The following is a 14690-nucleotide window of genomic DNA, read 5'->3' on the forward strand; positions in this document are numbered from 1 at the left end:
TTCAGAAAATAAATGGGCAAAATCATTGCTATTGCTAATCAAAAAGGAGGCGTTGGAAAGACTACTACATCAGTAAATCTTGCTGCCTCATTAGGTGTTTTAGAGAAAAAAGTATTATTGATCGACGCTGATCCTCAGGCCAATGCAACATCTGGTCTTGGAATTGACGTAGAAACAGTTGAAGTTGGAACGTATCAAATTCTGGAACATACTGCAACACCAAAAGAAGCCATTTTAAAATGTACAGCTCCAAATGTTGACGTGATACCTGCTCACATCGACCTTGTTGCTATCGAAATTGAATTGGTTGACAAAGAAAACCGTGAGTATATGCTTAAAAAAGCATTAGAAGAGGCAAAACAAGAATATGATTATATCATTATTGATTGTGCACCATCTCTAGGTTTGTTAACCTTAAATGCTTTAACAGCTGCGGATTCTGTGGTTATTCCTATTCAATGTGAGTATTTTGCACTTGAAGGATTAGGAAAATTATTGAATACTATTAAAAGTATTCAAAAAATACATAACCCGGATCTTGACATCGAAGGTTTATTATTGACGATGTACGATTCAAGACTGCGTTTATCGAATCAGGTTGTTGAAGAGGTTCAAAAACACTTTAACGATATGGTTTTTGAAACTGTTATTCAGCGAAATGTAAAATTAAGCGAGGCGCCAAGTTTTGGAGAAAGCATCATTAATTATGACGCAACAAGCAAAGGTGCGGTGAATTATATTCACTTAGCTCAAGAAATTATAAAGAAAAACAGCAAATAGTTTTTATGACAAAAGCAATTAAAAAACAAGCCTTAGGTAGAGGATTATCAGCATTATTAAAGGATCCGGAAAACGACATTAAATCAGTAGACGATAAAAATGCTGATAAAGTTGTTGGAAACATCATTGAGCTTGAAATAAGTGCTATCGAAATAAATCCGTTTCAGCCTAGAAGCAATTTTAACGAAGAATCATTACGTGAATTAGCCACTTCTATCAAAGAACTTGGTGTAATTCAACCTATTACTGTTCGAAAATTAGAATTCAACAAATACCAGCTAATTTCCGGAGAACGCCGTTTGCGTGCTTCAACATTAGTGGGGTTAACTCATGTTCCGGCATATATTCGTATTGCTAATGACAATGAATCATTAGTAATGGCGTTAGTAGAAAATATTCAGCGTCATGATTTAGATCCAATTGAGATTGCGCTTTCGTATCAGCGTTTGATTGACGAAATACAATTGACACAGGAACAAATGAGTGAGCGCGTTGGAAAAAAACGTTCTACAATTGCCAACTATTTACGTCTTTTAAAATTAGATCCGATTATCCAAACCGGAATTCGTGACGGTTTTATTAGCATGGGACATGGTCGCGCAATCATCAATATTGAAGATTTAGATGTTCAGACTGATATTTATCAAAAAATTGTAAGTCAAAATTTATCTGTTCGCGAAACTGAAGCTTTAGTTAAAAATTATCACGAAGGTCAACAACCAAAAGCAGAAGGAAAGCCAAAAGCGGAATCTTCTTTTGTGGTTAGAGAAACTCAAAAAAACACCTTCAACGATTATTTTGGCTCAAAAGTTGATATTAAAGTGGCTGGCAATGGAAAAGGAAAAATTACAATTCCATTTAATTCTGAAGCCGACTTTAACAGGATTATAAAATTAATTAATGGATAGTGAATAAGATTGTCCCCATAAGTTTATTGTTCTTTCTCATAGGAACCGCTTCTATTTTTGCCCAGGCAAAATCAGATGCGGTTTTAGTCGCTAAAGACACTACTAAACTTCAAGAAATAGACCCGCTTACACCAGCAAAAGCTGCATTTTACTCTGCAATTTTACCCGGATTAGGTCAAGCATACAACAAAAAATACTGGAAAATCCCCCTCGTTTACGGAGCAATTGGAACTAGCCTTTATTTCTACATTGACAACAACAAAAAATACCATGATTATCGAGACGAATACAAACGAAGACTCGAAGGCTATGGCCCTGGAACTGGTGGAAAATACGATTTTCTAGACGACAGCCGACTTATTGCTGGTCAAAAATTCTATCAGCGAAACAGAGATTTATCTGCCCTTTTTGTAGTTGGCTTTTATGTCTTAAATATTATTGATGCCAATGTTGATGCCGCTTTGATTCAGTTTAATGTAAACGAAAGATTATCAATGCGTCCAGAAATATACCCCAACGATGTAACATTCAGACCAAACGTTGGACTAACTTTTAATTACACTTTTAAATAGTACAAATACTGTTTAAAATTCAAAAAACATACACAAAATGAAAATTGCGCTTTTAGGATATGGCAAAATGGGTAAAGTAATCGAAAGAATTGCTTTAGAAAGAGGCCACGAAATTGTTTTAAAGAAAGACGAATTTAACACATACGAAGGACTTTCAACTGCTGATGTCGCTATTGACTTTAGTGTTCCAACTGCTGCTGTTGATAATATCTCAAATTGTTTTCATGCCAATGTTCCTGTAGTTTCCGGAACAACGGGATGGTTAGAACATTATGACGAAATGATTTCGCTTTGCAATGAAAAAAAAGGAGGTTTTATATCTAGCTCAAATTTTAGTCTTGGAGTAAATATTTTCTTCGGATTGAATGAATATTTGGCGAAAATCATGAACCAATTTGATTCTTATAAAGTTTCAATGGAGGAAATTCACCATATTCATAAACTTGATGCTCCAAGCGGAACTGCAATTTCTCTAGCAAAAGGTGTTATTGAAAATAGCAATTATTCTGAATGGACTTTGGACGAAGCAAAAAACAATCAAATTCATATTGAAGCAAAAAGAATTGGCGAAGTTCCTGGTACTCATACAGTAAATTACGATTCAGCTATTGACAGCATTGAAATTAAACATACCGCTCACAATCGTGAAGGTTTTGCTCTTGGAGCAGTTATTGCTGCTGAATGGTTAGCAGGAAAAACAGGTATCTATACCATGAAAGACGTATTAAATCTAAACTAAAACTGATTTAAAGTTTAAGATTTCAAATCCGACAATCTTAAACTTCAAACTTTAAACAAAAATATTATGACACTATATCTTTGGTTTGTATTTTTCCTTGCCGTTCAGGTGATTCATTTTATCGGAACATGGAAATTGTATCAGGCAGCTGGAAGAAAAAGCTGGGAAGCTGCAATTCCGGTTTACAACTCAATTGTTTTAATGAAAATAATAAGCCGTCCAACTTGGTGGACTTTGTTGCTTTTTATTCCAATCATCAACCTAATTATGTTTCCGGTTGTATGGGTTGAAACCTTGAGAACTTTTGGAAAAAGATCAACTTTAGATACTATTTTGGGAATTTTTACATTAGGATTTTATATCTATTACGTAAACTACACTCAAAAACTAGAATACCGTGCAGACCGAGATTTAACTCCAAAAACCAAAACTGCAGACACTGTAAGTTCATTGCTTTTTGCCATAATCGTAGCAACATTAGTACACACTTATGTGGTACAGCCTTACACAATTCCAACATCTTCTCTTGAAAAATCATTATTGATTGGAGACTTTTTATTTGTCAGCAAATTAAATTACGGACCAAGAGTTCCAATGACAACAGTTGCTTTACCAATGGTTCATGATTCTATTCCATTAACAAAAAGCAAATCATATCTAAAATGGCCACAATTACCATATTTCAGATTACCTGCATTTGAAAAAATAAAACGAACCGATATTGTCGTTTTCAACTGGCCTGCTGATACTGTTCATTATTTTTATGAGCGAAAAGGCCAACCAGGTGTTATAAAACCTATTGATAAAAGATCAAATTACGTAAAAAGATGTGTTGGTATTCCTGGAGACAGTTTATCAATTAAAGATGGTTATGTATTCATCAATGGCAAGAAATTAATTCTTCCTGAAAGAGCTAAACCACAATATTCTTATACAATAGCATTTGACGGAAAAACTCCTGTTGATTTACAGTCTTTAGTAAAAGAATTGGATATCACTGATGGTGGATATTTCAAAAATGAAGAAAAAAGAGACACTCTTGTTTTAGGCGCATTAACAGAAGATGGTGCTGAAAGATTTAGAAATACTCCAGGCGTTACTGCAGTAATCAGAAAAATTGACAAAGGAAACGATAATGCTATTTATCCGCATATTAATAAAGGAAGCCAAGATAATATGGGGCCAATTTATATTCCTGAAGCTGGAAAAACAGTAGCATTGACAAATGAATCTTTACCATATTACAAAGATATTATCACCAATTACGAAGGGAATACATTAGAATTAAGAGATTCAAAGTTTTTCATCAATGGAAAACCAACAACTACTTATACTTTCAAACAAAACTACTATTGGATGATGGGAGACAACCGTCACAATTCTGAAGATAGCCGTTATTGGGGTTACGTTCCGGAAAACCATATTGTTGGAAAACCTGTTTTCATCTGGCTAAGCTGGGACACAAACGGAAAAGGCATAAACAAAATTCGTTGGAGCCGCGTTTTCACAACTGTTGATGGTGAAGGACAGCCTCAATCCTATTTCAAATATTTCTTGATTCTTCTTGCTCTTTACTTCGTTGGAGAATTCTTTTGGAGAAAGAAAAAAGAAAACAAAGCATAAAAAACGTTAATTCGTTAAACTAGTAAATCGTTTAATCGTTTCTCAAAAAAAGGACGATTAAACGATTTACCGATTAAACATAAAAATGACCATGAATTCCTTATTACTTCCTACTTATTTCCCTTCCATCAGTCACTTTGCAGTAATGGCTCAATCTGAGACGATTACTTTTGAAATGGAAGATAATTTTCAGAAGCAGACTAATAGAAACAGAACTTATATTTATAGTCCAAACGGAATTCAGTTATTAAATATTCCTGTAAAACATTCAAAATCGGCTCACCAAAAAACAAAAGACGTTTTGATAGAAAATGAATTTGATTGGCAAAAACAGCACTTCAAATCTTTAGAAGCTGCTTACAGAAGTTCTCCGTTTTTTGAGTTTTTTGAAGATGATATCACTCCTATTTTCGAAAAAAAGCACACTTTTTTAATGGATCTAAATTTAGAAGTTTTAGAGATCGTTACAAAATGCCTTAGAATGAAACTAGAATTTGGAAAAACTTCTGAATACTTTCATGAAGTGGAAAATATTTCGGATTTCAGATATTTAGCAAACGGCAAAAAAGACGCTAATTCATTCGAAAAATACACTCAGGTCTTTGATGACAAACATGGTTTTATCAACAATTTAAGCGTGTTGGATTTGCTTTTTAATGAAGGTAAGTTTGCGATGGATTATTTAAAAACCCAGAAATTAATATAAGTTTTGCTTTACTTTTAACTTCTAACGTTCTTGTGCTACCGTGGGTTAGGGATTAAATTAAGCCCATTATTCGGATTTGCCAAATCATCTAAAATACAGAACCAACTTTCCAATAATTCAATTGCCAAATCTATTATAGAGATTGTTGGTAGTAGTTTTTTATTTACAATATTTTTCTATAGTATCCCGACACCTTTGTCCATTTATAACCCATAGCTCGTCAGCTTTATTTAAGTCAAAACAAGCCCCATCTCTATCTCCTATTCTTAATTTAGCGATTCCTCTATTATAATAAGCTTCTGAAGCCATATCACTATGTATTTCTATTGCTTTCGTGCAATCGCTGATTGCACCTTTGTAATCTTTTAAATAATATTTAGCCAAGCCTCTATCAGAATAAGCCGCCCATGAAGTTGGCTGAAACTCTATAGTTTTTGTAAAATCATCTATTGCTCCTTGATAATTAGCTAAATCATTTTTTACAAGCCCTCGATGGTAATAAGAGTAGCAACTATGAGAATCTATTTCTATTGCTTTAGAAAAATCTATCATTGCTCCATTATAATCTCCTAAAATATGCTTTTCAATTCCTCTTCGACGATAAGCCTCTACAAAAGTCTTGTCTAATTCTATTGCTTTAGAAAAATCTAAAAGAGCTCCTTCATGGTTTTCCAACTCACTTTTTTCTATTCCCCTATTATAATAATTAGACTCATCCATACAAGAAACAGTGGCAATAAAAACAAAAACAATTAGAATCCGTATTAACTTCATTATGTAGTCGTTTTGTTTTTAGTATTGTCCATTTTTCACTTTCTCCATTAGCTTTAGCTCACGGCAATTTGGCGAATTACTTGCCAACTTTCCACTAAAACTGATCTATCGAAAGTCTTGTCATTATTGGATAATGATCTGAATTTTCAAAATCAGAAAAACTTTCGAACTGTTTTACTTTCATTTTGGTGTCAGTAAAAATATAGTCAATTCGCGCAGGATAGTATTTAAATTTATAAGTTGCTCCAAAGCCTTCCCCGGCCTCTTCAAAAGCATCTTTAAGTTTTCCTTTAATATTTCGGTAAACGTATGAAAACGGGCTGTTATTCATGTCTCCGCAAATAATAATTGGATATTTGCACTTTTTGATGTGTTCTTTAAAAATTTCAGCTTGTTCTTGTTGCTGCGTAAATCCTTTACTGATTCTCGCATAAATGCGCTGTGATTTCTTCTGATTTACATTGTCAATATTATCCGAAATATCACTTACGTCTGGAGAAATCTTAATAGACTGCAAGTGCATATTATAAACACGAATAATGTCTTTTCCGCGTTTAATATCTGCATAAACCACATTATTATCTGATTTAGGAAAAACAATATTTCCTTCATCAATAATTGGAAATTTTGAAAAAATAGCCTGACCCGTTTTGATCTGATTTCCATCGATAAAAATATAACGATGCGGATATACTTTTAAATCCAAATGTGCTGAATTAGAATATTCCTGAATACACAAAATATCAGGATCCTTATCATCTATAAAAGTTTTAATATTCTCAGGAATGTCGTCACGATCCAGCCATTTAAAAACATTAAACAAACGAACATTATAACTCATAACCGAAAAATCCCTTTCATCTTTTACATATTCTTTCGCTGAAAATTTATAGAATTTACTAATGAATGTAATCCCCATCAACAAAACCAAACCAGATAAAATAAGGCGTTTTTTAAACTGAATTGCCCAATAAACAAAGAAAAGCCCATTGGCAACAAAAAAAGCTGGCATAAACAGCGTTAGCACCGATAAAAGCGGAAAGCTCTTAGGTGCTAGAAATGGTAAAACATAGACGCTAAATGTGAGAACAGTCAGCACTATATTCAGAAAGAACATTATTTTGTTAAACCACGAAAGGTTTTTCATATTATTTGCTAAAAGGATTATTTTCCAGCTCTAAATAGAAACTCTTTTTCTTCTTTTGTAAGACAGTCATAACCAGATTGGCTAATCTTATCCAAAATTTCATCAATTTGTTGCTGCGTTTTGTCTTTCGTAACAATTCTTGACGAAGTTTTTTCCGTAGGTTTTTTGTAATTTTTATGAACTTTTGTAAATGGGGTCGTTGGGGATTTTCTAAAAAGATTAGCAAAAAAGTCTAAAACTTTAGAAACAATGATACTCAAATCGGTACCATTTTGAAGCAATTTTATAAATATAAATCCAAAAAAAGCTCCAGCTAAATGTGAAATATGGCCACCCATATTCTCTAAACGAAACTGCATTAAATCTAAAAGCAAAATAACGCCAGTAATATGCCAAAGCTTAACATTACCAATTATAAGCAGTCGAACATCCATTAAAGGCCGATATGTTGTTGCAGCAACCAAAATTGCCATAATTGCCGCCGAGGCACCAACAATTGAAGCAGAATTTCCTAAAAAATAATAACTTAAAGCAAATACAATTCCTGAAAATATAGCTCCTAAAATATACAGCCCTAAATATTGCTTTTGAGAAAAAAAAGTCAAAAATAAATTACTTGCGAAGTTCAAAACCAACATATTAAACAACAAATGCATGAATCCAAAATGAAAAAATGCATAGGTTAAAAATGTCCATGGCTTAAACATGAAAACCTGAGGGTCTGAAGATAATGCCAGCCAATTCGGAAAATCAAACTGACCAATTGAAAACTGATAGAAAAAAATCAAGGAAACAAGAAAACAAGCAATATTCCAATAAATGACACGCATTGCGATGCCTCCCAATCTGTATTGCAGTTTTAAATCATCAAGAATATTCATAAAGTCTTCGTTTCGTTTTTTAAAGTTAATAAATTAAAGTTAAAAATTAATTCCAACGATTGTTATTAAACTGATTTTTTTTCCAGTATAACATCATTAAGAAACCAGCAACAGCACCTCCAAGATGTGCAAAATGGGCAATTCCAGTTCCGCCGCTTCCAAAAAGAGAACTTCCTTTTAAACCTAAAAATAAATCAACTAATAAAAGTCCTGGCACAAAATATTTAGCCTTAATTGGAATTGGGATGAACATTAAAGCCAATTCTGCATTTGGAAACATAAATGCAAAAGCCGTCAGTAAACCATAAATAGCCCCTGAAGCACCTAGAACTGCACTTCCATATGCTGTTGTAAAATTTTCAAATTGAGTAACTGTCAATATTTCTTTCCATTTAACTGCTATTTGATTTTCACTCAAAAGCTGTAAAACATAAGATTTTGAATATCCGTTCGCAATCAAAATATTTAAACCTTCCTGAAAAGAATAATAATTTACTGCAAAATTCAACAAAGCAGCACCTAAACCACATGAAATGTAAAAAAACAAGAATTTTTTACCGCCCCAAAAATGCTCCAGCATAGATCCAAATGAATATAATGCAAACATATTGAATGCGATATGCAACAGATTTGCATGCATAAACATATGCGTAATTATCTGCCAGATTTTAAAATCTGGATTTTCAGGAAAATACATAATCAGATAATCATAAGATACTGGCACTAACTGAGAACCAATAAAAAAGATAATATTAATTATAAGCAGTTGTTTGACAACTGGAGTAATATTCATCATAAGGCAAACTTTTTATCTATATCTTCTACACGCATGGTGATGAAGGTAGGTTTTTGAAAAGGTGAAATATTTGGATCTTTACAGGCAAATAACCCATTTACTAAATTATCTTGTTCTTTTTCGGTTAAATATGATCCGGTTTTAACCGCTAAACTTTTCGCCATCGATTTGGCAATTGTATCATTCTGACTGTAACTATTTGCCGGAATTCCGTCCTGCAAATCACTCAACAACTGATCGATAACTATTGAAACTTCACTTTCAGTAATATTTACAGGAATTCCTGAAATTACAATATGATCCGTTTTGGCATCTTCAAAAATAAATCCTGTCGTTTCCAGCGAAGGTTTTAATTCCTCAATCAATTTCATTTCGACAGTCGAATAAAACAAATCTAACGGAAAAAGCAATTGCTGACTTGAAGCCTGATTAACAGTCATATTCAACAAAAATTGCTCGTATAAAATACGCTGATGCGCACGCTGCTGATCTACAATAATCATTCCTGATTTTATTGGCGAAACAATATATTTTTTATGAATTTGATAGGTTTTCTGACTTGCCTGCTCTACTTCATCATCATTAAACAAGGAAGAAGTCACTTCTTCATTTTCAAATGTAAACGGAGAACTTTCAATCGTTTCCGGATTTTCTAAGTCTAAACCAACATATAAACTTTCCCAGCTCGCTGTTGGTTCGACTCTTTTTGAATAACCAGAATATGATGATCCGGAATAAGAAGAGCCTGATGAAGAAGATGAACCCGAGCTATAGCCAGATCCCGAACTTCCTTTTGTATAATGCTGATTTGTTTTATCATCTGTAAAAGGATTAAAAGTTCCATCTACCTGAATGGTTGGTGTTTCAGCTTCTACATCTTTGTAGTGATATGGCGTATCTAAATTAGAATCTCTTTCAAAATCCAAAACAGGCGCTACATTGAATTGTCCCAAACTATGTTTAATAGACGCTCTTAAAATAGCATACAAAGCCTGCTCATCATCAAACTTAATTTCCGTTTTTGTGGGATGAATATTAATATCAATTGTATTTGGCGGAACCTGCAGATATAAGAAATAACTTGGCTGTGAACCATCTTTCAACAAACCGTCATAAGCCGCCATAACAGCATGATGCAGGTAACCACTTTTGATAAAACGATCGTTTACAAAAAAGAACTGCTCTCCTCTGCTTTTTTTAGCAAATTCAGGTTTGCAGACAAATCCTTGAATATTTATAATTTCGGTATCTTCATTTACCGGAACTAATTTTTCATTGGTTTTGCCAGACATAATTCCGACAATTCTCTGACGATATCCTGATGATGGAAGATTATATAATTCACTTCCGTTATGATAAAAACTAAAATGAATATTTGGATGCGCTAAAGCAACACGTTGAAATTCATCCATAACATGGCGAAACTCAACTGTGTCTGATTTTAAAAAATTACGTCGGGCGGGAATATTGAAAAAAAGGTTTTTAACCGCAAATGATGTTCCTTTTGGCAAAACTGCTACTTCCTGTGAAACAAATTTACTTCCTTCAATTACAATATGCGTTCCAAGTTCATCCTGATCTTGTTTGGTTTTCATTTCCATGTGCGCAATCGCTGCAATAGAAGCCAGTGCTTCTCCACGAAAACCTTTTGTACCAAGTGAAAATAAATCTTCAGCCTGACGAATTTTTGAAGTCGCATGGCGAGCAAAACACAAACGCGCATCTGTAACCGTCATTCCAACTCCGTTATCAACAACCTGAACTAACGATTTGCCGGCATCTTTTATAATCAATTTAATATCAGTTGCCTTCGCATCAACGGCATTTTCTAACAGTTCTTTTACAACTGAAGCTGGTCTTTGAACCACTTCTCCAGCAGCAATTTGGTTAGCAACGTGATCTGGAAGCAATTGAATAATACTCGACATTAAAAAATTTGGGTTAAAGGTTTCTCTTCGACTTTATTTACTAAAAATCTTAGATTGATAATGTTAGTTCTCTTTGATTTTAAAAAACCAAGGTGTACAAATTTAATGAATTTTGATTGTGATTCAGAACATCTATACTCATAAAAAAAACAAAAAACCTATACTATTTTTACACAGTATAGGTTTTAGTATTTTTAAAACAATTGTGTTTTATTCGTTCTCGATTTTTCTAGGTTTATCTTCAATTTGAAGCGCACCCGAAGACAATAATGGCTGATTAAATGGATGTGACATTGAAGCCTGCTGACGAATATATGCCATTTTGATTGCCGCTATTGCTGCTTCAGTTCCTTTGTTTCCGTGAATTCCTCCACTTCTGTCAATTGACTGCTGCATTGTATTATCTGTCAAAACACAGAAAATAACCGGAATATCTGTTTGAACATTCAAATCTTTAATTCCTTGTGTTACGCCTTCACATACAAAATCAAAATGTTTTGTTTCTCCCTGGATTACACATCCAATTACAATTACTGCATCAACATTTTGAGTCTGAAGCATTTTTTTAGCGCCATAAATAAGCTCAAAACTTCCTGGAACATTCCAGCGAATAATTTGATTTAACGGAACATCACAATCAACAAGCGCATCATATGCACCATTGTATAGTCCTTCGGTTATAGTGTCGTTCCACTCAGAAACAACAATCCCAAATCGAAAGTCTTTCGCATTTGGGATTGTGTTTTTATCGTATTCTGATAAATTTTTATTTTCGGTAGCCATTTTTAATATTTAAGATTTAATTCCGGTACTTCGGAATTTGATTTCAGATTGTAAAAATACAAATCTAAAAACTAAATCTGAACTCTAAAAATTAAATTATTGTGCTAATCCAATTAATACATCAACAGAAGCAGCTTCTGGAGTAGCATCAAAATTATCTTTGATATCGTTTAAATATTTTAAAGCATCTTCTTTCTGACCTAAAGCGATTGCTGTTTTAGCCGCTTTTAGCAAGAAACGAGGTGTAGTAAAATCATTTTTATTAACACCTGCAGCTTTAACATAATAGCTTAAAGCCTCTTTTTGATTGTTTTTTTGAGAGTAAGCATCACCGATAGCCCCAGTTGCCAAAGCACCTAAAATAGCATCTTCAGATTTAAATTCTCCTAAATATTTGATAGCATCATCAAATTTACCAGTATTCAAATAAGCCATACCAGCATAGTAGTTTGCTAAGTTTCCAGCATCTGTTCCAGAATATTCGTCAGCAATTTTAACAAATCCGAATTTACCTTCTGAACCGTTTAATGCCAATTTGTACAATGAATCACTTGCAACACCGTTTACAGCTTTATCAAAGTTTTGTTGTGCAACGAACATTTCGTTTGCAGCCTCATCTTGCTTAGGAGTTTCTACAAATTTTTGGTAAGCCAAATAACCAATAGTAGCCACCGCAATACCAGCAACTAAACCAATAATGATTTTTTGATTTTTAGCCACCCAATCCTCAGTTCTTGAAGCAGTCTCATCTAATTTAGAAAAAACACCAGCAGTTGCGCTGTCTTTTTCGTCAATAACTACCTGTTGTTCTTCAGTAACTTCTTTAACTTCCTTCTCTTTTGGTGTCTTATATCCTCTTTTATTGTAAGTTGCCATTTAAAAATAATTTAGTGAACGGCAAAAATAAAATTTTTCTTGAAACTGAGGCAAAAAAAATCAATTTTATCACTATTTTAAAAAAAATAATTTTCTTATTCACTTGCGCTTTCGCGGAAGCGATAAAATAAATCGGTTCAAGACTGCCGTAAAGCCAATTATATCGATAATTTTCGGTAATTTGCACCCTCAAATTTTCACCGTCCAAAAACGGTAAATTTACAAATGGAGTCCCTGAAAAATGCATTTAAACAAGATCTCATTATTCAATTATAAAAACTTTTCTGAAGCAAGTTTTGATTTCGACATCAAAATCAACTGTTTCGTGGGAAAAAATGGCATTGGAAAAACCAATGTACTCGATGCGATTTATCATTTAGCATACGGAAAAAGTTATTTTAATCCTCTTGCGGTTCAAAATATCAAACATGGCGAAGAGTTTTTTGTAATTGATGCCGAAATAAACAAAAATAACAGAACAGAGCAAATTGTCTGCAGTTTAAAAAAAGGACAAAAAAAGGTTTTAAAAAGAAACGGAAAAGCGTACGACAAATTCTCCGATCACATTGGATTTATTCCGCTTGTGATTATTTCGCCTGCCGATCGAGATTTAATTGTTGAAGGAAGCGAAACGCGTCGTAAATTTATGGACAGCGTAATTTCGCAACTCGATTCAACCTATTTACATGAACTGATAAATTATCAAAAAGTGATTACGCAGCGAAATGCGCTTTTGAAATATTTCGCCCTCAATCATACATTCGATAACGATACCTTATCTATATATAATGAGCAACTGCAAGAATATGGAAAATCGATTTTTGAAAAACGAAAAGAATTCCTCGAGCAGTTTATACCTATATTTAATACACATCATCAAGCTATAACAGGATCTGAAGAAAGTGTTCAGTTGGTTTATGAAAGTCATTTGTTTGAAAAAGACTTATTGACGCTTCTACAGGAAAACATTAACAAAGACCGTGTGCTTCATTATACAACAGTTGGAATTCATAAAGATGATTTGTCTTTTGAAATTGATTCGCATCCGATAAAAAAATTCGGGTCGCAAGGTCAACAAAAATCTTTTTTGATTGCTTTAAAGTTAGCTCAATTTGAATTTTTGAAAAAACAAAGTGGCGTAAAACCAATCCTTTTATTTGATGATATTTTTGACAAATTGGATGAAACTCGCGTTGCCAAAATTGTCGAAATGGTAAACAGCGAAACTTTTGGTCAACTTTTCATTTCTGACACACATCCTGAAAGGACCGAAACGATTGTAAAATCGACACATCAGAGTTATAAAATATTCAATTTGTGATTTTATCTGATGATTTAAAATTGATATAATTTGTATCAGTTTTTACAATCAATCCCAAAATAGAAATTATTAAATTAGCCAGAACAAAACTTAAAAAACAACTGCAATAAATATTTAAGGAATATGCTAGCGAAAGAATCATTGCAATTTTTAGACGATTTAAAAAAGAACAACAATCGAGAATGGTTTCAGGAAAATAAAAAGCGATACGAAGTTTTCAAGAAAGATTACCATCAATTGGTAAGTGATTTTCTTGATGCGATGAAACCACTTGATCCGTCATTAGAATTATTAGAAGTCAAAAACTGTACTTTCAGAATCAATCGTGATATTCGTTTTTCTAAAGACAAATCTCCTTATAAAGCACATTTAGGTGTTTGGATGTCAAGCGGAATTCGAGGTTTAAACCGAGCAGGATATTATGTTCATATCGAAAAAGGCGCCAGTTTTATCGCCGGCGGATTTTATTCTCCCGAGTCAGAAGATTTGAAAAAGGTTCGTAAAGAAATTGCCTTTTTCTATGATGATTTACAGGAAATTTTAAACGAAAAAGACTTCAAAAAAGAATTCGGAAATTTAGATTTCAACGAAAATAATTCGCTTAAAAGCATGCCGCGTGGTTACGAAAAAGACCATCCGGCGATTGAATTTTTAAAATTAAAGAGTTTCACTGCAACTCAAAAATATGATATTTCTGAAGTGACTCAGAAAGATTTCGTTGCAAAAATCAGCAAAAAACTAATTGCTTTAAAACCTCTAAACGAATTTATCAATCGCGCTTTAGACACTGAAGAATTTTAGAGATAAAAAATCGCCACGAATTCATGAATTATTCAAAATTAATTCGTGAATTCGC

15 protein-coding genes are annotated in these 14690 nt (G+C 33.3%); 8 read left to right on the forward strand and 7 right to left on the reverse strand.

All coding sequences use genetic code 11. The annotated features are described in order from the left end of the window. Positions 1-12: 12 nt before the first annotated feature. The 6 genes from GQ47_RS15170 to GQ47_RS15195 all read left to right on the forward strand — a co-directional run bounded on the left by GQ47_RS15170 (position 13) and on the right by GQ47_RS15195 (position 5328). Positions 13-780 (forward strand): ParA family protein, encoded by a 768-nt coding sequence (locus GQ47_RS15170; protein ID WP_035650085.1) that lies wholly within the window; start codon positions 13-15, stop codon positions 778-780. Positions 781-785: 5 nt separating this feature from the next. Beyond that, the gene (locus tag GQ47_RS15175; RefSeq protein WP_035650087.1) at positions 786-1688 is read left to right on the forward strand and encodes a ParB/RepB/Spo0J family partition protein; all 903 of its coding nucleotides are present in this window, start codon (positions 786-788) and stop codon (positions 1686-1688) included. Then, positions 1688-2260: a DUF5683 domain-containing protein gene (locus GQ47_RS15180; protein WP_051951575.1), complete on the forward strand. Its 573-nt coding sequence runs from the start codon at positions 1688-1690 to the stop codon at positions 2258-2260. Before GQ47_RS15175 ends, GQ47_RS15180 begins: the two co-directional genes overlap by 1 nt. A gap of 37 nt (positions 2261-2297) precedes the next feature. Then, entirely contained in the window at positions 2298-2999 is a 702-nt protein-coding gene (dapB, locus tag GQ47_RS15185; protein ID WP_035650093.1) for a 4-hydroxy-tetrahydrodipicolinate reductase, read from the forward strand. A 66-nt stretch (positions 3000-3065) separates the two neighbouring features. Next, positions 3066-4622: a signal peptidase I gene (gene lepB, locus GQ47_RS15190; RefSeq protein ID WP_035650096.1), complete on the forward strand. Its 1557-nt coding sequence runs from the start codon at positions 3066-3068 to the stop codon at positions 4620-4622. A gap of 91 nt (positions 4623-4713) precedes the next feature. Beyond that, entirely contained in the window at positions 4714-5328 is a 615-nt protein-coding gene (locus GQ47_RS15195; protein WP_035650100.1) for a WbqC family protein, read from the forward strand. Between the two features lie 159 nt (positions 5329-5487). Here GQ47_RS15195 and GQ47_RS15200 read toward each other — a convergent pair whose 3' ends face one another. The 7 genes from GQ47_RS15200 to GQ47_RS15230 form a co-directional block, all read right to left on the reverse strand. Next, the gene (locus tag GQ47_RS15200; RefSeq protein WP_152561040.1) at positions 5488-6102 is read right to left on the reverse strand and encodes a tetratricopeptide repeat protein; all 615 of its coding nucleotides are present in this window, start codon (positions 6100-6102) and stop codon (positions 5488-5490) included. 94 nt (positions 6103-6196) lie between these two features. Further along, entirely contained in the window at positions 6197-7249 is a 1053-nt protein-coding gene (locus GQ47_RS15205) for an endonuclease/exonuclease/phosphatase family protein (protein ID WP_035650103.1), read from the reverse strand. 17 nt (positions 7250-7266) lie between these two features. After that, positions 7267-8130 (reverse strand): rhomboid family intramembrane serine protease, encoded by an 864-nt coding sequence (locus tag GQ47_RS15210; protein WP_035650106.1) that lies wholly within the window; start codon positions 8128-8130, stop codon positions 7267-7269. Between the two features lie 46 nt (positions 8131-8176). After that, positions 8177-8926, reverse strand: coding sequence for a rhomboid family intramembrane serine protease (locus GQ47_RS15215; protein WP_081909365.1), 750 nt, complete (start codon positions 8924-8926; stop codon positions 8177-8179). Further along, positions 8923-10854 (reverse strand): DNA mismatch repair endonuclease MutL, encoded by a 1932-nt coding sequence (gene mutL, locus GQ47_RS15220; RefSeq protein WP_035650109.1) that lies wholly within the window; start codon positions 10852-10854, stop codon positions 8923-8925. Before mutL ends, GQ47_RS15215 begins: the two co-directional genes overlap by 4 nt. Positions 10855-11064: 210 nt before the next feature. Next, positions 11065-11637 (reverse strand): 6,7-dimethyl-8-ribityllumazine synthase, encoded by a 573-nt coding sequence (gene ribH, locus GQ47_RS15225; RefSeq protein ID WP_035650112.1) that lies wholly within the window; start codon positions 11635-11637, stop codon positions 11065-11067. A 96-nt stretch (positions 11638-11733) separates the two neighbouring features. Continuing rightward, complete coding sequence (locus tag GQ47_RS15230) at positions 11734-12513, reverse strand: tetratricopeptide repeat protein (RefSeq protein ID WP_035650114.1); 780 nt, start codon at positions 12511-12513, stop codon at positions 11734-11736. 241 nt (positions 12514-12754) lie between these two features. On the opposite strand from GQ47_RS15230, the gene GQ47_RS15240 reads away from it, so the two are divergent. Beyond that, positions 12755-13834, forward strand: a complete 1080-nt coding sequence (locus GQ47_RS15240) for a DNA replication/repair protein RecF (RefSeq protein ID WP_035650118.1) — start codon at positions 12755-12757, stop codon at positions 13832-13834. Positions 13835-13957: 123 nt separating this feature from the next. Next, positions 13958-14635 carry a DUF2461 domain-containing protein gene (locus GQ47_RS15245; protein ID WP_035650120.1) on the forward strand — a complete coding sequence of 226 codons (678 nt, stop codon included), beginning with the start codon at positions 13958-13960 and terminating at the stop codon, positions 14633-14635. The last annotated feature ends 55 nt before the right edge of the window (positions 14636-14690 follow it).

It is taken from the genome of Flavobacterium sp. ASV13, assembly GCF_000745775.1.
GTDB lineage: Bacteria > Bacteroidota > Bacteroidia > Flavobacteriales > Flavobacteriaceae > Flavobacterium.